The sequence below is a fragment of the Nonomuraea sp. CA-141351 genome, from assembly GCF_050944675.1.
Classification (GTDB): Bacteria; Actinomycetota; Actinomycetes; order Streptosporangiales; family Streptosporangiaceae; genus Nonomuraea.
The window spans coordinates 1,344,605-1,362,046 of record NZ_CP191982.1 but is presented as its reverse complement, the minus strand read 5'-3'; the positions used below and the strand labels follow the sequence as shown (position 1 = coordinate 1,362,046).

Genomic DNA, 17,442 nt, shown 5'->3' with positions numbered 1-17,442 from the left:
GGTATCGAGTCGTTCGGGGAAGCCGTAGACCGGTCTCGCCCATTGGACTAGACCACTGCTCAGGAGCCCTTCGACACGGCTCCGACCAGGTCCGGCAGCCGGGCGTGGCCAATCTTGGCGGCCAGCCGCCGGCCGAGCATCTCGGCCAGCAACCCGTAGAACGGCGCCGGCGCGCACACCCACAGCCAGCCGAGCACCAGTGGCACCACGAACGGCAGCGAGAGCAGCGCGATGCCGAGCGTCGCCCCCATGGCCGAGACGAACGCCTGCCCGCCCTGGCCGGGCGCGGCGCTGCTGAAGGCGTTCATCCGCTCGGGCACGGTGTACGGAACCACCACGCTGGTCACCGAGCCGACGCCGAGCCCGACCCCGAGCGCTCCCCACCCGGCCAGCACCGCGGGAAGGATCGTGCCGGGATGGCCGGTGAACAGGCCGGTGGCGACGGCGATCATGGCGAGCAGCGGCACGGCGATCAGCGCGTTGGCCAGATGGCGCCCGGCCAGGTCGGTGGCCAGGCCGCGCTCGGAGCCGAAGGCCACGGCGTTCATCCACAACGAGCGCCCGTCGATGCCGAACGCGTTGCCCGACTGCAGCGCGATCATCAGGGCGCCGACGGAGGTCAGCACGATCGGCAGCCCCTCCCCGGCGTCCGCGTTCCTGGTCAGCGAGAACGCCAGCACGGCGGTGACCACGACCGAGCTGAACCAGCCGACGCGGAACCTGGGCTCGCGCCTGATGTACTTCAGCTCCTTCGTCACCACGGCCGCCAGCGGCCCGTCCGGCAGGAACCTGTCGACCAGCCCGCTCTCCTTGCGTACGGAGGCGGCCTGGGTGGAGACGTCCGGCGTCACAAGGGCCCTGCTCAGCGACTTGATCCACAACCAGCCGAGCACCACCACGACCACCGCGACAAGAGCCAGCTCGGCCAGCCCGACCAGGCCGCCGTCCGCCATCGCGTGCGCGGCCATGCCCGGCGGGGTCCACCTGAGCACGCCCGCCAGCCGGTCGATCATGGCCGCCGGGTCGCCGAGGCCGCCGTTCATCACGAGGTTGGGCAGCTGCGCGAGCACCACCACCAGCAGCGCGGCCACGGCCAGCACGTCGCGGCCACGCCGGGTGCGCAGTGCGCTGGAGAGCGAGGTGGTGATCAGCCGCGACGTCACCACGCAGAGCGCGAACTGCAGCAGCACGGCCGGCACCCCGAGCAGCACGCCGCCCACGCCCGTCGCCAGGCCGACCAGCGCACCCGCCGTGACGACCAGCATCGCCACCGGCCAGACGCCGGTCACGGACGCGGTGAACATGCCGATCGCCAGCTCGCGCGTGCGCAACGGGAGCAGCGACAACTTCGCCGGGTCGAGCGTGTCGTCCAGGCCGAACGCGAGCAGCGGCACGGTCATCCAGCCGATGAGGAAGATCCCGAACGCGATGATCACCAGGTCGGACGCCGTGTCGTGGGGCGCGAGCCGGAGCAGGCTCATCAGGAAGAAACCCAGCACGGCCAGGCCCGTGGCGGCGATCAGGGTGAAGACGAAGCCGAGCTTGCGCTGGAGGTCGCCGCGCAGGTTTCCGGCCAGCAGCCGCAGCTTGAGCCGCGCGAAAAGAGCGACGGTGGTCACTGGTGTTCCCCGGACCTGGCGCCGAGCCAGGTGAGGCCGGCTTCGCCGTTGTCGCGCGGGCCGCCGACCAGCTCCAGGAACGCCTGGTTGAGGCTGCGCCCGCCGCGCACGTCCGCCAGCGGCCCCTGAGCCACGATGTGGCCCGCGCTCATCACCGACACCCAGTCGCACAGCCGCTCGACCAGGTCCATCACGTGGCTGGAGAAGATCACTGTCGAGCCGGACGCGGTGAAGCGCCGCAGCACGTCGGTGAGCGTGTTGGCGCTGACCGGGTCGACGCCCTCGAACGGCTCGTCGAGGAAGAGCACCGACGGATTGTGCAGCAGCGCGGCGGCCAGGCCGATCTTCTTCCGCATGCCGGTGGAGTAGTCGACGACCAGCTTGTCGGCAGCGCCGGCCAGGTCCATCACGGCAAGCAGCTCGTTCGCGCGCTGCTCGACGTCGGCCTTGGGGATGCCGCGCAACCGGCCGTTGTAGAGGAGCAGCTCACGGCCCGACAACCGCTCGAACAGCCGCAGGCCCTCCGGCAGCACGCCGATGCGCGCCTTGACCTCCACGGGGTCGCGCCAGACATGGAACCCGTCGATCTCGGCCGAGCCGCCGTCGGGACGGAGTAACCCTGTGATCATGCTCAGTGTGGTCGTCTTGCCCGCGCCGTTGGGTCCGACCAGCCCGGCGAAACTCCCCGCCGGGACCACCAGATCGACGCCCGCCACCGCGACCTGCGGCCCGTACCGCTTGAAGAGACCATGCGTGCGAACCGCATCCGTCATGGATCCACTCTAGGAGGAGGGACTAGCCTTGCGCGCATGAGCACTGCCGCGGAACCTCTACCAGAACAGCCGGATATCCACACCACCGCCGGAAAGATTGCTGACCTGGAGCGACGGCTCGACGAGGCTGTGCACGCCGGCTCCGCGGCCGCGGTGGAGAAGCAGCACGCCAAGGGCAAGATGACCGCCAGGGAGCGGGTGCTCGCGCTGCTGGACGAGGGCTCGTTCGTGGAGTTCGACGAGTTCGCCAGGCACCGGTCCACAATGTTCGGGCTGGAGAAGCGGCGGCCGTACGGCGACGGCGTCATCACCGGGCACGGCACGATCGACGGCCGGCAGGTGTGCGTGTTCTCGCAGGACGTGACGGTGTTCGGCGGCTCGCTCGGCGAGGTGTACGGCGAGAAGATCGTCAAGGTGCTCGACCTGGCGATCAAGACCGGGTGCCCGATCATCGGCATCAACGAGGGCGGCGGCGCACGCATCCAGGAAGGCGTGGTCGCGCTAGGCCTCTACGCGGAGATCTTCAAGCGCAACGTGCACGCGTCCGGCGTGATCCCGCAGATCTCGCTCATCATGGGCGCCGCGGCCGGCGGGCACGTCTACTCCCCCGCCCTGACCGACTTCGTCGTGATGGTGGACCAGACGTCCCATATGTTCATCACGGGGCCCGACGTGATCAAGACGGTGACGGGCGAAGAGGTCACGTTCGAGGAGCTCGGCGGGGCGCACGCGCACAACACGAAGTCGGGTGTGGCCCATTACCAGGCCGCCGACGAGAACGACGCGCTGGAGTACGTGAAGGCGCTGCTGTCGTACCTGCCGTCGAACAACCTGGACGAGGCCCCGACCTTCGAGGCCGCCGCCGACCTGGAGCTCGACCCCGAGCTCGACGAGGTGATCCCCGACTCGTCGAACCAGCCGTACGACATGCACCAGGTGATCGAGCACGTGCTGGACGACGGGGAGTTCCTGGAGGTCCACGCGCTGTTCGCGCCGAACATCGTGGTCGGGTACGGCCGCGTGGACGGCCAGCCGGTCGGGGTCGTGGCCAACCAGCCCATGCATTTCGCGGGATGTCTGGATATCCACGCATCGGAGAAGGCAGCCAGATTTATTCGAACATGTGATGCTTTTAATATTCCGATACTGACTTTTGTTGATGTACCGGGATTCCTTCCCGGGACCGATCAGGAATGGAACGGAATCATCCGCCGGGGCGCCAAGCTCCTCTACGCCTACGCCGAGGCCACCGTGCCGCTCATCACGGTGATCACGCGCAAGGCGTACGGCGGCGCGTACGACGTCATGGGCTCCAAGCACCTCGGCGCGGACGTCAACCTGGCCTGGCCGACCGCCCAGATCGCGGTCATGGGGGCACAAGGCGCGGTCAACATCCTCTACCGGCGCGAGCTGGCAGCCTCCGACGATCCCGAGGCCGAGCGCGCGCGGCTCGTCACCGAGTACGAGGACACGCTGGCGAACCCGTATATCGCGGCGGAGCGCGGCTACGTGGACGCTGTGATACGGCCATCCGAAACCCGGTCCCAGGTCGTCAGGGCGCTGCGGGCGCTCAGGAACAAGCGGGCGACGCTCCCGCCGAAGAAGCATGGGAACATCCCGCTATGACGGCAGATCTGCGAATTGTCCGGGGCGACGCCACGCCCGAGGAGATCGCGGCGTTGGTGGCCGTACTCGCGGCACGACAGAGCCCGCAGGCCCAACCGGAGAAGTCTCCAGTACCGCGTCGCCAAACATGGCGAAACCCGGCCAGAGGTATGCGTAAGCCTGTCGTCCCAGGGAAGTCGGCTTGGCGGATGAGCGCACTACCCTAGATAGATCCTGGGAATCGGGTGTCAAGGACTCCGGGAGTTGGGACTATCTAGAGAAAGTAGGCGTATATAGTCGGCCGATCAACTAACACCGCGGCCTGGAGGACGACATGGCCATCCCAGACCTCATGCCGCATCCTGTGGCAGCCAAGTACGCCGTCCTAGTGGATGTCGGTTATCTGTACGCGGCGGCGGGTGAAGTGCTGCTCGGTGCGAAGGAGCGCAAGGAATATCGGGTGGCCGCCGATGAGCTCATCCAGAGTCTACAGAAACATGCAGAGGAACGTATTTCCGGCGAACTTCTGCGGATCTATTGGTATGACGCAGCCCGCGACCGCGTGCCCACCGTCGACCAGCGAGTCATCGCCCAACTGCCCTGGGTCAAGGTGCGACTTGGCAACCTGAACGCCCGTGGCCAGCAGAAAGGCGTGGACGCGCAGATCAGGAGTGATCTGGAGGCACTGGCGAGACATCATGCGGTCACCGACACGATCCTGCTGGCGGGCGACGAGGACATGGTTCCGGCGGTCGAGGCTGCGCAGGCGTACGGCGTGCGCATCCACTTGTGGGGCGTCGAGCCGCCTTATGGCACCAACCAGGCCGAGCGCCTGGTGTGGGAGTCCGACACCGTGGAAGTGATCTCCGCTGATTTCCTGAGGCCCTTTTTCAGCCGTGCTCCACAGCCCGTCCCGGTCACCCCGCCCGTCGCCGCTCCCTCGCCCGCGCAGGTCTTCGCCGGGCGCACGCCCGTCAAACCGCACGCCAAGCCCGGTCAGGTGGCCAAGCTCGGGCCGAGCCGCCCCCGCGTGGAGGACGTGGGCGAGCACGTGGCACAGAAGTGGATTCTCACCCGTGGCCGCGACAACATCCGCGACCTGCTGCCCGGGCCGATCCTGCCGACCGTGATCGACACCGAGCTGCTGATCGAGGCGGAGAAGGAGCTCGGCCACTCGCTGCGGCCGTATCCGGAGGCCCGGGTGTGGCTGCGTGACGGCTTCTGGGCGAGGGTCTACCGGGAGTTCGACCTGGGAGTGGGGGTCTCGTCCAAGTAGGGGTTCTCAAGGAGGGCCTCGGCTATCGCCGTACGGGCGTACATGACGTACCGCCCCGTACGGTGGGCCGAGCACAGTCCGGCCTGGGCGCGCTGCTCGCGGGCGCGCTCGGCGAGGTTTGGGGCATACGTTCAGCGCTGTGGCTCGGCGCGCTGATCATGGCCTTGAGCTGGATCCCGTTCCTGTTCTCCCCGATCCGCCGCCACCCCTGAGCAGTGACGTCCGATTCCCGCCAGTCACCGCCTCCGACCTGCTGACCTGCTATTTGACGTTGACGTCCGATTTCCGCCAGTCAGGGCCCCTGGGGAGCGAATAATGTCGGAGGCATGTCACCACTAGAGCTCGACTTCGACTCCTGCTACCGGGCCGTCTCAGCCAGGGACGCCCGGTTCGACGGGCGCTTCTACACGGCGGTGACGACAACACGCATCTACTGCCGTCCGATCTGCCCGGCCCGCACGCCCTCGTCCCGCAACGTGCGCTTCTACCGGCACGCGGCGTCGGCCGAGGCCGCCGGGTTCCGGCCATGCAAGCGCTGCCGTCCCGAGCTCTCACCCGGCGATCCCGGCTGGGACTTTCGGGGCGACCTCGTCGGCCGGGCTCTGCGGCTCATCGACGACGGCGCGGCCGACGACGACGGCGTCGCAGGGCTGGCCAAGCGGCTGCACATCACGGAGCGGCACCTGCACCGGCTGTTCGTGGCCGAGCTGGGCGTCGGGCCGTTGGCGGTCGCGCGGACGAAGCGGCTGCTGCTGGCCAAGCAGTTGCTGACGGAGACGGGACTGCCGGTCACGGAGGTGGCGTTCGCTTCGGGGTTCGGGAGTGTGCGGCAGTTCAACTCGACGATGCGGGAGACGTACGGCTTCACGCCCAGCGAGCTGCGTGCCACGGCCGGCCCCCGGGTGTCCGACGCGACGCTCCGGCTCCGGCTGCACCGGCGGGAGCCGTACGACGTGGACGGGGTCTTCGCGTTCCTCGCCGCTCGCGCCATTCCCGGACTGGAGGAGGCGACGCGTACGTCATACGCACGAGCCGTACCAGGCGGGACGATCACGCTCACACCCCGGCGAGACCACATAGCCCTGGACGTGGCGGTGGAGGACACGCGGCAGCTCGCCCGCATCGTGGCGCGCTGCCGCCGCCTCCTCGACCTCGACGCCGAGCCCGGCGCCATCGCGGAGATCCTCGGCCAGACCTCGCTCGGCCCCCTGGTGGCGGCCCGTCCCGGGCTGCGGGTGCCGGGGGCGTTCGACGGCTTCGAGCTGGCGGTACGCGCGGTCGTGGGCCAGCAGATCTCGGTGGCCGGCGCCCGTACCCTCCTCGGGCGCATCGTCGCCAGGGCCCCCGGCCCCCTCTTCCCCACTCCCGACGAACTCCTGGACACCGACCTCACGGGCCTGGGCCTGACGACCCGCAGGATGGCCACCCTCAAGTACCTGGCCGCCCACCTGGCCGATGGCCGCATCGACCTGGACGGCGGCCAGGACCCGGGCGAGGCGGTGGCGGCCCTGCTCGAAGTCCCCGGCATCGGCCCGTGGACGGCCAGCTACATCGCGCTGCGGGCGCTCCGCGACCCGGACGCGTGGCCCACGGACGACCTCGTGCTCAAGAAGCGCATGGCCTGCTTGGGCATTCCCGACGACCACATCGAGCGGTGGCGGCCCTGGCGGGCCTACGCCGCCCTGCACCTTTGGAGCTCATCATGATCGCAGCCCAGCTCGTACCGACCCCCATGGGGCCGCTGTCCCTGCTGTCCCGCGAGGGGGTCCTGGTGGCGGCCGGCTTCACCGCCGACCCCAAGGAGATGTTCGTACGCCTCACGCCTGCCCTGCAGTCGGAGGGCCTGGAGGTCGTGGACGACCTCGGGGACGCCGCATCGGCGGCCCGGGCGTACCTGGCCGGAGACCTGGACGCCCTGGACGCCATCCCGGTCTCCCAGCCCGGCACGCCCACCCGCAAGCGCCTCCACCAGGCGCTGCGCGAGGTCAAGGCCGGGACCACCGTCTCGTACGCGGAACTGGCCGAACGCGCCGGTCTCCCGCGGACGGCCGCCCGGGCGGCCGGGTCGGCCTGTGCGCAGAACCTGATCGCGCCCTTCGTGCCGTGCCACCGGGTGTTGCCCAGCGGCGGGGGATATGGCGGGTATTACTACGGCGTACCGGTCAAGGAGTGGCTTATTGCCCACGAAAACGGAGGAATCGCCAACGTAGAGTAGTCGACCGGAAACATTCGGTAATGTGTTCGCCATGCCGACGCAGGAACACGAGTTCCTCATAGAACTCGTACGCCAGCGCCCGTCTCTCGTCGTCACCCTGCTGACTGAGACGGGCGTCTCCGTACCCCCCTTCCAAGTGGCCCAACTGGCCAACTGCGACTTCACCAGCTTCAGGCCGACCGAATACCGGGCCGATTCGGTCGTCGTGCTGACGCAGGACGGCAGGCCGGTGTCAGCGGTCGTGCTGGCGGTCCAACGCTAATACGACAAGCGGAAACGCTGGTCCTGGCCCGTCTATCTCGCGACTCTCCGCGCCCGCCAGAAGTGCCCAGCGTTACTCCTGGTGTTCTGCGACGACGCGGCGACAGCCCGCAAGCACACGGAGCCCATCGACATGGGACACCCGGGTTGGGTGCTGCACCCGATCGTCATCGGCCCGGGCGAAGTGCCCGTGATCACCGATCTGGCCTGGGCCGTGTCTGCCCGATTCGATGAAGATCAAGGTTAGGGAGTTCGTGATGACCATGGCACCTGAGTCCAGAAGCGAACTGCTTCTCGAGTGGGTCGCCGAAGGCGAAGCCAAGGGCGAGGCGAAGGGCGAGGCCAAGTCGATCCTCCTCGTCCTGGAGGCACGCGGCATCTCCGTCCCCGACGAGGCACGGACACGCATCACCGAGTGCACCAACCTTGACACCCTCGAAGCCTGGATCCGCAAGGCCGCCACCGCCAAAGGCGTCGACGAGTTGTTCAACTGAGCCGATCAGGGCTGGAGCGGCACTCCATACCAGCCCTGATCGTGGTCAGGCGGGCACAAGGCGGCGGGCCTGGACGCCCGCCGCTCCCGCCACCGCCAGCCCCACCAAGCCCAGCAGGGCGGCGGTCCAGGCCGGGGCCGTGTAGCCGAGGCCGGCGTCGATGGTGAGGCCCGCCGCGAAGGAGCCGATGGCGTTGCCCAGGTTGAAGGCGCCGATGTTGGCCGCCGAGGCGAGGGTCGGCGCGCCGGCGGCGGCGTCCAGGACGCGGGTCTGCAGGGGCGGGACCGTGGCGAAGGCGGCCACACCGAACAGCGTGATGGTGACCACGAAGGCCACCTGGCTGCTCGACACCAGGGCGACCACCGCGGACAGCACGGTGAGGAGGGCGACCGAGCCGTAGATGCTGGGCATGACGGCCCGGTCCGCCAGCTTCCCGCCGAGCAGGTTGCCCACCACCAGGCCGACCCCGAACAGGGCCATGACCACGGGCACGGCTCCAGGCGAGAAGCCGCCCACGCCGGTCATGATGGGCGAGATGAACGTGATCACGGCGAAGACCGGTGCGAAGCCGAAGACGGTCATGGCGAGGGCCAGCCACACGCCGGGGTTGCGGAACGTCGACAGCTCCCGCAGGACACTGCCGGACGGGCGCGGCCGGCGAGGGACGAGAGCCAGGACGCCGGCGAGGCCGGCCACGCCGATGGCCACCACGACCCAGAACGTGGCCCGCCAGCCGAACGCCTGACCGATCCACGTCCCCAGGGGCACGCCCACGACGTTCGCGAGCGTGAGGCCGGTGAACATCAAGGCGATGGCGCTGGCCCGCTTCTGCGGCGCCACCAGGTCGGCGGCCACCACCGAGCCGACCCCGAAGTACGCGCCGTGCGCGAAGGCCGACAGGAAACGCCCGGCCATCAGCACCGCGTACGAGGGCGCCAGTGCCGACAACAGGTTCCCCAGGATGAACAGCACCATCAGCGACAGCAGCATGGTCTTGCGCGGCAACCGCCCGCCGAGCATGGTCAGTGGTGGCCCGCCGACCGCCACGCCCAGGGCGTATCCGGACACGAGCAGCCCGGCGGCCGGGATCGTCACGCCGAAGTCGGCCGCCACGTCGGGCAGCAGCCCGTTGATGATGAACTCCGTGGTCCCGATGCCGAAGGCGCTGATCGCGAGGGCGAACAGGGCGAGAGGCATAGACTACTCCTCAGACGACGTTAGTAAGCGTACGCATTATTTGCACGCGCTGACTAACTGACCATACAAGCACAACGAGGAGGCCGTCACATGCCCCTAGCCGATGACGCCGTGGAGGCGCGCGCCCAGGGGTGGCGCACCCTCGCGGCGTTGCACGCGAAAATCGAGGACAGGCTGGAGAAAGCGCTCCAGAAGGAGCACGAGCTCAGTGTGAGCGAATACACCGTGCTGGACGCGCTCGCCAGGCAGGACGGCTGGCACATGCGCATGCAGCAGCTCGCCAGGGCCGTCGTGCTGAGCCAGAGCGCCACGACGCGGCTGGTCACCAGGCTGGAGAACCGCGACCTGCTCAGGCGCTACCTGTGCGAGGACGACAGGCGCGGGATCTACTCGGAGGTCACGCAGGCCGGGTTCGAGCTGCTCGGCCGGGCACGTCCCACGCATGACGCCGTGCTGAAGGAGGTGCTGGACGAGGCGGCCGAGCTGCCCGAACTGGCCCCGCTGGTCGCGGTGGTCAGGGCTTGACGTTGCTCTGGATCTCGCCGACCGGCACGTCCCGGGTGGCGCCGACCTCCACGGGCGCGAACTGGAACGGCACCACGTTGTCGGTCACCTGGACCGGCCAGACGGTGGTGACCGTGAGCGTGTACTTCTCGCGCGGCTGGTCGATCGACGAGCGCAGGTAACGCACGCCGCACGAGAACTCCGCGCCCTTGGTGTACGGCTTCCCGGACGTCCCGCAGCCGTCCTCGTGCACCTCTGCCCGATCCTTGGTCGTCCCCGGGTCGATCTTGATGTCCTGGAGCGTGGCCACCACGGTCGCGCTCATGACGCCGGGGATCGTCGCGGTCACCGACCGGCGTGGCTCCCCGATGCCCTCCAGCCACACCCAGGTGGGCAGGTTGACGTAGCTCTTGGCGTCGGGGTTCAGCTTGACCGTCGGCTCGGGCACGGTCAGCGCGGCTCTGGCGATCTCGGCCAGCTCCTGGATGGTGATGCCGGCCGGCGGCGTGGTGCCAGGTGGCACGAAGACGAACGGGTCGAGATCGGCGAAGCACGCCTCGCCCTTCGGGTCGGAGGCGTTGTACGCGGGCCCCCACCATCGCCCGGCCTTGCCGACCTTGTCCTCGAACTGCTTGAGGAACTGCTTGAACTTGTCATCGCTGGGATTCTTGGTGAACTTGAAAAAGTAGTCCCGCAGCCCCTCCTGCGTCTTGAGCATCTCGGTGGCATCCAGGCCCGGCTCGTACCAGCATGGGCGTTTGAGCACGTAGCCGTCTCCCCTGCCACCCCTGGCGCCGTTGCCCGAGATGACGATCTTGGAGTTGAACAGGTCGACGCCGACCGTCGAGCCGTCCTTGAAGGCCCTGCCGTCCGGCTGGTCGTCCACGTGGCCTCCCAGCATCGTCAGGGCCGCGACGGCCAGCGGGATCAGGCGGTTCATCCGGTGCACCCTTTCATGTCGTAGCGGAGTCCCCTGATCCGCCACACGCCGTCGTCGCCGCGGTGGGCGAGCGCGGCCTGGAGGTACGGTGTGCGCACCCAGTCGGGCTGGGGCACGACCGCCTTGCCGGTGCGTGTGGAGATCACGCGCGTCTTCGACTCGTCGACACACGCGTTGATCTGCGCGCCTTTGCCGACGACCGCGGCGACGCGCAGGTTGTAGAGCCGGGCAGCGCCTTTCACCGTCTTCTCCTGTTCGGTGTATCCGTGCACCCAGTCGTACGTGTCGCGGGCCGCCGTGAGTTCGAAATCCAGATCCTGTAGGTATCGATCGCTTCCGGAGACGAGCGCTTTCCTGGAGGCGAGGTAGTAGTCGGTGATGACCTTGAGGAGGGGATCACGTTCGGCGGGCCAGTCGATGTTCACCCGAAGCCTGCCGCCGATCGTGATCGTTTCAGGCCCGGACACGGTGGGCTGGGGCCTGGTCTCGCTCTTCGGGGGTGTGCTCGAAGCGGGCCCCTGGGGTGCGTACGGGCGTTCGGCCTGTCCGCAGCCCGCCAGGACGATCAACAAGAGCACCAGGACTCGTCTCATGCCGATGACTCCCTCACCACATGGATGCGCCACGTGGGCAGCAGTTCCTCGATCAACGCCTCGGTCTCCGGGGCCATCCCGCCGCCGTACGGGTGCGAGGCCGCCCTGCGGCTCAGCCCCTCGACGACGGCGCGCAGACGTACCGAGTCCTCGGTCGCGTGCGTGGCCCGCAGCAGGTCGCGCCAGAGGCCCTCGTCGTCGGCCGCCAGCAGCAGCGCCGCGCGTAGGGCCGCCACCGCGGCATCCGGCTGGCCGTGCGCGAGCCTGAGCTCGCAGAGCTGGTGTGCCGCGTCGGCCACCTCGGCGGCCACGTCGTACTCCAGGTCCTCGGCCGCCAGCCAGGCGTACCTCCCCGGCTGGCGGCCGGTCAGCAGGGGGCCCCTGACCAGGCCGAGCGCTTTTTCCAGCAGGACGGCCCTGGCCGTCGGGTCGCCGTGGGAGCGGCGTACGAGCTCGCGGAACAGCGCCCAGTCCGTACGCACCTCGGGCCCCAGCCTGAGCCGGCCGGCCTCGTCGGCGAGCAGGTGGTCGGGCCCCAGCCATTCGGCGACCCTGGCGATCGTGGCGTCCCTGACCATGGGCTGCACGCCGCGCGGCCACAGCACCCCGCCGAGCACCGAGGGATGCACGCCGCCGGGATGGGTGGCGAGGTAGACCAGCAGCTCGGTGGCCAGCGCCATCCGGCCCTCCTCCAGCGGCCGCAGGCCCGTGACCTCGATGGGGCCGAGGATCCTGATCTCGACGGCGGGCGGGTGGAGCCCTTCCAGCGGCTCGGCCTCGGGGACGGGCTCGCCGTCGACCCGGTCGGCCGTGCGGAAGAGGTCGACCAACGCCTGGTAGTGGCGGCGCGGCAGGAGCTGGGCCTGCACGTCGAAGCCCAGCTCGGTGATCCTGGCCCGGCCGTCGTCGCCGATCTCCAGCGTCCAGGTGGCGTGCGGCACGTCGCCCGCCAGGACGTACCCGGCGGTGTCCCTGCGGGCCAGCAGCGCGAGGCGCCTGGCCTCCTCGTGCGTGGGCGCCACCGCGGACAGCAGGTAGTGGGCGTCGCGCGGGCTGCCGGTGACTCGCCCGGTCAGCACCTCCCTGCGCGGGGCCGCGCTCGCCTCCAGCTCGGGCAGCACCTCTGCCAGGCCGCCGACGGACCTGATCCGGTCGGGCGCGATGGCGGTCAGCTCCTCTCCGAAGCCGACGAGGGTGATGCGCATGCGGTCGGACCAGCGGTTCGTGGCCAGCTCGACGGCGAGCGCGGCCAGCGCGGCCGTGGTCTGCGGGCCGCGCACGTTGATCAGTCCCTGCGCGGCCTCCAGGTCGATCAGCACGCGCCCGCTGGCGTCCGTGCCGATGGAGACCAGCCCCGGGTACGGCGCACCGCCCGGCTGATCCTCCAGGAGCCGGCCCTCGTGGGCGGGCAGCCGCCAGACCTGGCCTCCGTCCTGGGCCGTCCATGGCGCGGGCGCGTCGCCGTCCGGCGGATGGATCCACAGGTCGAGCGTGCGTGCCGACAGGTGTGCCCCGTACACGGTGGGCGGGGTACGGTTCTGGGCGGCCAGCTCGGCGCCGAGGAGCCGGAGACCGATGTCCAGGATGCGGGCGCCCGGCGCGTCGCCACCCAGCCTGAGCGCGACCTCGGCCTGGGCGGCGTCGTCGCGCGGGCGTACGATCCTGCGGCCGAACACCCTGCGCCACAGTTGCTCGCGCCGCCGCCTGGCCAGCACCAGCAGCAGGCCGGCGGCGGCCAGCGAGGCCGTGGCGAGATAGTCGGTGAAGTCGGCCTGGCTCTCCTGGATGATGGGCTGCTGTTCGGCCCGCTGCTCCGGCTGGCGATGCTTGGCCTCGGCCTTCTTCTCGGCCCTTTTCTCGGCCCTTTTCTCGACATGGTCGGTCTTCGAGCCGTGCTCAAGGTTCCGGTCCACGTGTGCTCTGCCGGGATGCTCGCGCAGCGTCTCCTCGCGGGGCTGGTCGGCGGGGACGATGTGGGCGTTTCTGGCGTCGTCCGGCATGTCGAGCACCCAGCCGGGCCTGATCAGGTCGGCCATGCGCAGCCGGCTGCCGTCCGGCTGCTCCTTCGCCTGGTTGAGCCGGTAGATCTCGGGATATCGGCGGCCGTCCCCCAGGCATTTCTCGGCGATCTCCCACAGGCTCTCGTGGTGCCGGCCGTGCGGGGGCTGCACCACGTACACCTTCTTGGTCTTGTTCGTCTCGAGCGCCTTCTCGACGATCGGCGCCGAGTACGCGACCGCCGTCACGGGCGGCGCGGCCGGGGTCGGCGTCAGCTTCACCAGTGGCGCGATCATCGCCCCCGTCGTGAACAGCAGCAGCACGGCGCTGACGAGCTTGTTGGCCAGCGCCTGCGTCCCGCCCGAGAGCGGTACGCGGGCGGGCATGCCGACCCTGCGGACCCCTGCGTACACCTCGACCAGCACGCACACGAAGAGCTGGAACCAGGCCAGCCACACCAGCAGCACCAGCACGGCCACGATCGTGCTCGGGCCGACGCGGCTGGTGAGAAGGTCGAGGTCGAGCAGCTCGGGCGCGATCGGCGGGCCGACGAAGGTGAGCAGCGCGTACGGCACGCCGCCCACGAGCGCGACCAGCACGATCAGCGACGCGATCCCGGCGAGCACGTCGCCGGCGCTGCGCCTGGCCTTGACGCGCACGGGCGTGTGACGTCCGTGCGGACGCGCTGGCTCTCGCGTCGCCATTGTCTCTCCCTTCCGCCGTCCAGCGTCGTGCCTCGCACGTTCGCCGATCCATCGAGTGGTGCGATTCGGTCTATCTCGCTTCGGGCGCGGCGACCGCCTGTCCGGTCATCTCGGAGCCGGGGAACCCGATCGCGCTCAGGAAGAACGCCTTCCATTGCACCGACACGGTGACCGTCACCTGCGCCTGGCCGACGGTGCACTGGCCGCGGGTCACGTCGTCGCCGCCCTGGGCCGTGACGATCTCGTCCGCTCTGGCGCACACCTGGTCCTCGCCGAGCAGCCGGGTCTGTCCGGTGGCGCGGAGGTGGTCGACGTCGATCTGGTCGGCGCCGGCCCGCGCTGCCTGCTCGGCCACGTCGGCGGCGCGCAGCCGGGCGTTGATCGCCGAGCCGCCGTCCACGAGCAGCCCGGCCAGCAGGAACACGACGACGGAGAAGAGCACGGTGAAGACCGACATCGACCCCCGCTCACTCATCGACCCTCCTGAACTGCTCGATCGGCACCACCGCCGTGCCGGTCATCCGCTTGGCGCCGCCGAACCCCAGGAAGCCGAGGTCCAGCTCGCAGCTAACCTCGGCCTGGACCTCGCCGCCCTGCTCCCACGCGGAGCCGTCCAGCGACACGGACGGGGACCCGCAGGGGCCGGTCAGCGTGCTGTCGGCGACGGCCTTGGCGGCGGCCTCGGCGTCATCGAACGAGCGCTGCACCGACGCGGCGCGGGCCGCGTCCCTGGCCGCCCCGTTGACCCGGCCCTGCGACTCCACCAGCACCCCCGCCCCGGCCAGGAACATGAGGAACAGCAGGAAGACCGGGGCCAGCATCACCGTCTCCACGGCCATGGAGCCGCGCTCTCCCCCGCTCATGAGCAGTCCTCGCCGCCGTTGTCGGGACGGAAGCACTCGACCGGCCCGCCGGCGGTGGCGGTGATCGTGAACGTCAGCTTGGGCAGGAGCGGGATCACCTGTACGGCGCTGCCGGTCACGGTGACGAAGCGCTCGTCCGGATCCTTTTCGGAGGTCGTGGCCGTGGCGCCCTGGAGCAGCTTCGGGCCGACGGCCCGGATGATGTCGGTGGCCTTCGCCGTGGCCTGGCCCGGCCAGTCACCGGAGTCGAACGGCGCCGCCCTGGCCACGCGCGCGCCCTCCTGAGCTGCCGCCTCCGCGACCTGGCGGGCATGGAACCAGAGCGCGACCTGCACGATGAGCAGCGCGACCGCCAGGATGACCGGCATGAGGATGGCCAGCTCGATCACCGTCGCGCCCCGCTCGCTCTTTTTACGGGTTGCCACCGGTGCCGCCGCCACCGCCGAAACTGCCTTGGATGTCGGTCTGCTTCTGCTCGACCAGCGTCTTGATCAAGGTGGCCAGGCCGAGCGCGACACCGGCGATGATGGCGGTGATGATCACCCACTCGACGGCGGAGGCGCCACGGGTGGGAGCGGTGCGGGCGCGGTGGATGCGCACTCCGAGGTATGCGGTGAGATACACGATCCAGGGATGGTTCATCAGGACCCCAACATCTTCATTGCGGCGGGAAAACTGAGAAAGATCACGAAACCGGCGCAGAGCAGGAGCTGGGCGACGAGCATCGACTGCGACCGCTCGCCGGCCCTGCCCTCGATCTCCGCCAGTTCGCGGCGGCGCAACGTGGCGGCTCTGGCCGTCAGCGACGCGCGTACTTTGGCGCCGTCGTCGGCCACCAGGCCGAGCGCGGCGGACAGGTCGCGCAGCTCGTCGACGTTGATCTCCTCGCCGAGCTGGCCGAGCGCCTGCCATGGGGTGATGCCGACGATCCTGGCGCCGCTGAGCGCGTCGCGGATGCGGCCCATCGCCCAGTTGGGCTGCTCACCGCTGACCGAGACGGCCATCATGAGGGCCTCGGGGACGCCGCGGCCGCCGGCCAGGTTCATGGAGACGAGGTCGAGGAACGCCCCGACCACATGGCGGAAGTCGCGCCGCCTGGCCGCCGCGTCCTTGCGTACCTGAAGGTCGGGCAGGAAGAAGAACAGCAGCGCGACGAGCACGGCGGCCCAGAACGGGATGGCGAGCGAGGTGCCCCACTCCATGAGCACCAGCCAGCCGAGCAGCAGCGGGAAGGCCAGCAGGCCGCTTGCCGCCAGCAGCACCTTGCTGGCCAGGTACGCCTCGAACGAGCGGCCGAGCAGCGCCAGGTCCGCCTTGATCGACTTGACCTCCCAGCCTCGGGCTCCGTACAGGCGGGCCAGCCGCTCGCCAAGACCGCGGCGGAAGGCGCTGACCTCCTCGTCGGGCAGCACGAGCTGGATGCGGGGGCCTCCCGCGTCCTCGCGCACGGCGTCGAGCGCGAGCAGCCGCGCCACCAGCCCGGGGCGGGCCGGGAAGAGCGCCCTCAGCAGCACGAACAGGCCGAGCCCGAGTACGGCCCCGCTCAGCGCGCCCTCAACCATTGCCGCCTCCTCCCATGAGCAGCCGCGTCGGCTTGTCGAACCTGGCCAGCCGCCTCATCCAGGCGAACCCGGCCCCGAACAGCCCGGCGACGACCACCAGGACGGCCTGGCCGAGAAAGCCCTTGTACTCGGCCACGTACGAGGGGTTGAACACGATGAGGAGCCCGGCGAAGACCAGCGCGGTGATCACGACGATCTGGACGCTGCGCCTGGTCGAACGGCGTTCGGCCTCGACGCGACGGCGCATGTCGAGCTCCTCGCGGGCCGAGACGGCCAGCGCGCCGAGCACGTCGCGCAGACCCGGGCCGCGCAGCCGCGAGTTGAGTATGAGAGCGGCCACCACGAGGTCGGCCGAGGGGTCGTCGAGCTCGTCCGCGAACAACGCCAGCGCCTCGGGCAGCGCCATCCTGGTGTGCAGCCGGTCGATCATGGCCCGCAGGTGGGGCCTCAGGGTGGGTGCGGCGGCTCTGATGGACGAGGGGATCGCCTGCTCGAGCCCCGCCGCGCCGGCGATCGTGTCACGCAGGGACTCGGTCCAGGCGGCGAGCCCTTCGAGGCGGCGCATGGCGGCGCGCTCCTCGGCGGCCCCGCCCGACAGGCCCCGCCAGGCGAACACCAGGAGCACCGTGCCCGCCGCCATGACCGGCCAGCCGGTGATGATCAGGACCAGTCCCGCGGCCACGGCCGCCACCGCGGTTCGGGTGGTCAGCATCTTGATCAGGTGGCGCTTGGGTTGGGGCGGGCGGGGGCGCATGCCGTACAGGGACATGAAGAACAGGAACAGGCCGCCGCCGGCGGCCGCGCCGGCCAGCATCGCGAAGGGGTCGAACACCACCTC

The 17,442-nt window shown here is 69.9% G+C and carries 22 protein-coding genes; 10 read left to right on the top strand and 12 right to left on the bottom strand.

Annotated features, from left to right (window positions below):
• Window positions 1-59: 59 nt before the first annotated feature.
• Both ACQPWU_RS07005 and ACQPWU_RS07000 read right to left on the bottom strand, forming a co-directional pair.
• Window positions 60-1,619, bottom strand: a complete 1,560-nt coding sequence (locus ACQPWU_RS07005) for a hypothetical protein (protein WP_433437780.1) — start codon at window positions 1,617-1,619, stop codon at window positions 60-62.
• Window positions 1,616-2,392, bottom strand: a complete 777-nt coding sequence (locus ACQPWU_RS07000) for an ABC transporter ATP-binding protein (RefSeq protein ID WP_433437778.1) — start codon at window positions 2,390-2,392, stop codon at window positions 1,616-1,618. The genes ACQPWU_RS07005 and ACQPWU_RS07000 overlap by 4 nt, the downstream gene beginning before the upstream one ends.
• Window positions 2,393-2,428: 36 nt before the next feature.
• Between ACQPWU_RS07000 and ACQPWU_RS06995 the strand changes: the two genes are divergently transcribed.
• The 9 genes from ACQPWU_RS06995 to ACQPWU_RS06955 all read left to right on the top strand — a co-directional run bounded on the left by ACQPWU_RS06995 (window position 2,429) and on the right by ACQPWU_RS06955 (window position 8,243).
• Entirely contained in the window at window positions 2,429-4,018 is a 1,590-nt protein-coding gene (locus tag ACQPWU_RS06995) for an acyl-CoA carboxylase subunit beta (protein ID WP_433437776.1), read from the top strand.
• Window positions 4,015-4,224: an acyl-CoA carboxylase subunit epsilon gene (locus ACQPWU_RS06990; RefSeq protein ID WP_433437774.1), complete on the top strand. Its 210-nt coding sequence runs from the start codon at window positions 4,015-4,017 to the stop codon at window positions 4,222-4,224. The genes ACQPWU_RS06995 and ACQPWU_RS06990 overlap by 4 nt, the downstream gene beginning before the upstream one ends.
• A 107-nt stretch (window positions 4,225-4,331) precedes the next feature.
• Window positions 4,332-5,273, top strand: coding sequence for an NYN domain-containing protein (locus ACQPWU_RS06985; RefSeq protein WP_433437773.1), 942 nt, complete (start codon window positions 4,332-4,334; stop codon window positions 5,271-5,273).
• A 62-nt stretch (window positions 5,274-5,335) separates the two neighbouring features.
• A complete protein-coding gene (locus ACQPWU_RS06980; RefSeq protein ID WP_433437771.1) occupies window positions 5,336-5,485 on the top strand; it encodes a hypothetical protein in 150 nt (49 codons plus the stop codon).
• Between the two features lie 114 nt (window positions 5,486-5,599).
• On the top strand, window positions 5,600-6,979 hold the full coding sequence (locus tag ACQPWU_RS06975; protein ID WP_433437769.1) for an AlkA N-terminal domain-containing protein: 1,380 nt from the start codon (window positions 5,600-5,602) through the stop codon (window positions 6,977-6,979).
• The gene (locus tag ACQPWU_RS06970) at window positions 6,976-7,488 is read left to right on the top strand and encodes a methylated-DNA--[protein]-cysteine S-methyltransferase (RefSeq protein ID WP_433437768.1); all 513 of its coding nucleotides are present in this window, start codon (window positions 6,976-6,978) and stop codon (window positions 7,486-7,488) included. The genes ACQPWU_RS06975 and ACQPWU_RS06970 overlap by 4 nt, the downstream gene beginning before the upstream one ends.
• A 31-nt stretch (window positions 7,489-7,519) precedes the next feature.
• Window positions 7,520-7,750: a hypothetical protein gene (locus ACQPWU_RS06965; RefSeq protein ID WP_433437766.1), complete on the top strand. Its 231-nt coding sequence runs from the start codon at window positions 7,520-7,522 to the stop codon at window positions 7,748-7,750.
• Between the two features lie 81 nt (window positions 7,751-7,831).
• Entirely contained in the window at window positions 7,832-7,996 is a 165-nt protein-coding gene (locus ACQPWU_RS06960; protein WP_433437765.1) for a hypothetical protein, read from the top strand.
• A 10-nt stretch (window positions 7,997-8,006) separates the two neighbouring features.
• Window positions 8,007-8,243, top strand: a complete 237-nt coding sequence (locus tag ACQPWU_RS06955; protein ID WP_433437763.1) for a hypothetical protein — start codon at window positions 8,007-8,009, stop codon at window positions 8,241-8,243.
• Between the two features lie 45 nt (window positions 8,244-8,288).
• Here the strand turns inward: ACQPWU_RS06955 and ACQPWU_RS06950 are convergent, their stop codons facing one another.
• Window positions 8,289-9,440 (bottom strand): MFS transporter, encoded by a 1,152-nt coding sequence (locus ACQPWU_RS06950; RefSeq protein ID WP_433437761.1) that lies wholly within the window; start codon window positions 9,438-9,440, stop codon window positions 8,289-8,291.
• 90 nt (window positions 9,441-9,530) lie between these two features.
• Here ACQPWU_RS06950 and ACQPWU_RS06945 point away from each other — a divergent pair, with 90 nt between their 5' ends.
• Window positions 9,531-9,965 (top strand): MarR family winged helix-turn-helix transcriptional regulator, encoded by a 435-nt coding sequence (locus ACQPWU_RS06945; protein ID WP_433437759.1) that lies wholly within the window; start codon window positions 9,531-9,533, stop codon window positions 9,963-9,965.
• Here ACQPWU_RS06945 and ACQPWU_RS06940 read toward each other — a convergent pair.
• From ACQPWU_RS06940 to ACQPWU_RS06900, 9 genes are all read right to left on the bottom strand, one after another.
• Window positions 9,955-10,884 (bottom strand): hypothetical protein, encoded by a 930-nt coding sequence (locus tag ACQPWU_RS06940; protein ID WP_433437757.1) that lies wholly within the window; start codon window positions 10,882-10,884, stop codon window positions 9,955-9,957. The two genes, ACQPWU_RS06945 and ACQPWU_RS06940, sit on opposite strands and share 11 nt — an antisense overlap.
• The gene (locus tag ACQPWU_RS06935) at window positions 10,881-11,477 is read right to left on the bottom strand and encodes a hypothetical protein (RefSeq protein WP_433437755.1); all 597 of its coding nucleotides are present in this window, start codon (window positions 11,475-11,477) and stop codon (window positions 10,881-10,883) included. The genes ACQPWU_RS06940 and ACQPWU_RS06935 overlap by 4 nt, the downstream gene beginning before the upstream one ends.
• Window positions 11,474-14,179: a BTAD domain-containing putative transcriptional regulator gene (locus tag ACQPWU_RS06930; protein ID WP_433437754.1), complete on the bottom strand. Its 2,706-nt coding sequence runs from the start codon at window positions 14,177-14,179 to the stop codon at window positions 11,474-11,476. The genes ACQPWU_RS06935 and ACQPWU_RS06930 overlap by 4 nt, the downstream gene beginning before the upstream one ends.
• Window positions 14,180-14,249: 70 nt before the next feature.
• Window positions 14,250-14,654 carry a flp pilus-assembly TadE/G-like family protein gene (locus ACQPWU_RS06925; RefSeq protein WP_360688761.1) on the bottom strand — a complete coding sequence of 135 codons (405 nt, stop codon included), beginning with the start codon at window positions 14,652-14,654 and terminating at the stop codon, window positions 14,250-14,252.
• Entirely contained in the window at window positions 14,647-15,042 is a 396-nt protein-coding gene (locus ACQPWU_RS06920; RefSeq protein WP_433437751.1) for a TadE/TadG family type IV pilus assembly protein, read from the bottom strand. Before ACQPWU_RS06920 ends, ACQPWU_RS06925 begins: the two co-directional genes overlap by 8 nt.
• A complete protein-coding gene (locus tag ACQPWU_RS06915; RefSeq protein ID WP_433437750.1) occupies window positions 15,039-15,467 on the bottom strand; it encodes a TadE family protein in 429 nt (142 codons plus the stop codon). Before ACQPWU_RS06915 ends, ACQPWU_RS06920 begins: the two co-directional genes overlap by 4 nt.
• Entirely contained in the window at window positions 15,454-15,684 is a 231-nt protein-coding gene (locus ACQPWU_RS06910) for a hypothetical protein (RefSeq protein WP_433437748.1), read from the bottom strand. The genes ACQPWU_RS06915 and ACQPWU_RS06910 overlap by 14 nt, the downstream gene beginning before the upstream one ends.
• Window positions 15,684-16,604 (bottom strand): type II secretion system F family protein, encoded by a 921-nt coding sequence (locus ACQPWU_RS06905; RefSeq protein WP_433437746.1) that lies wholly within the window; start codon window positions 16,602-16,604, stop codon window positions 15,684-15,686. The genes ACQPWU_RS06910 and ACQPWU_RS06905 overlap by 1 nt, the downstream gene beginning before the upstream one ends.
• Window positions 16,597-17,439, bottom strand: coding sequence for a type II secretion system F family protein (locus ACQPWU_RS06900; RefSeq protein WP_433437745.1), 843 nt, complete (start codon window positions 17,437-17,439; stop codon window positions 16,597-16,599). Before ACQPWU_RS06900 ends, ACQPWU_RS06905 begins: the two co-directional genes overlap by 8 nt.
• Between the last annotated feature and the right edge of the window lie 3 nt (window positions 17,440-17,442).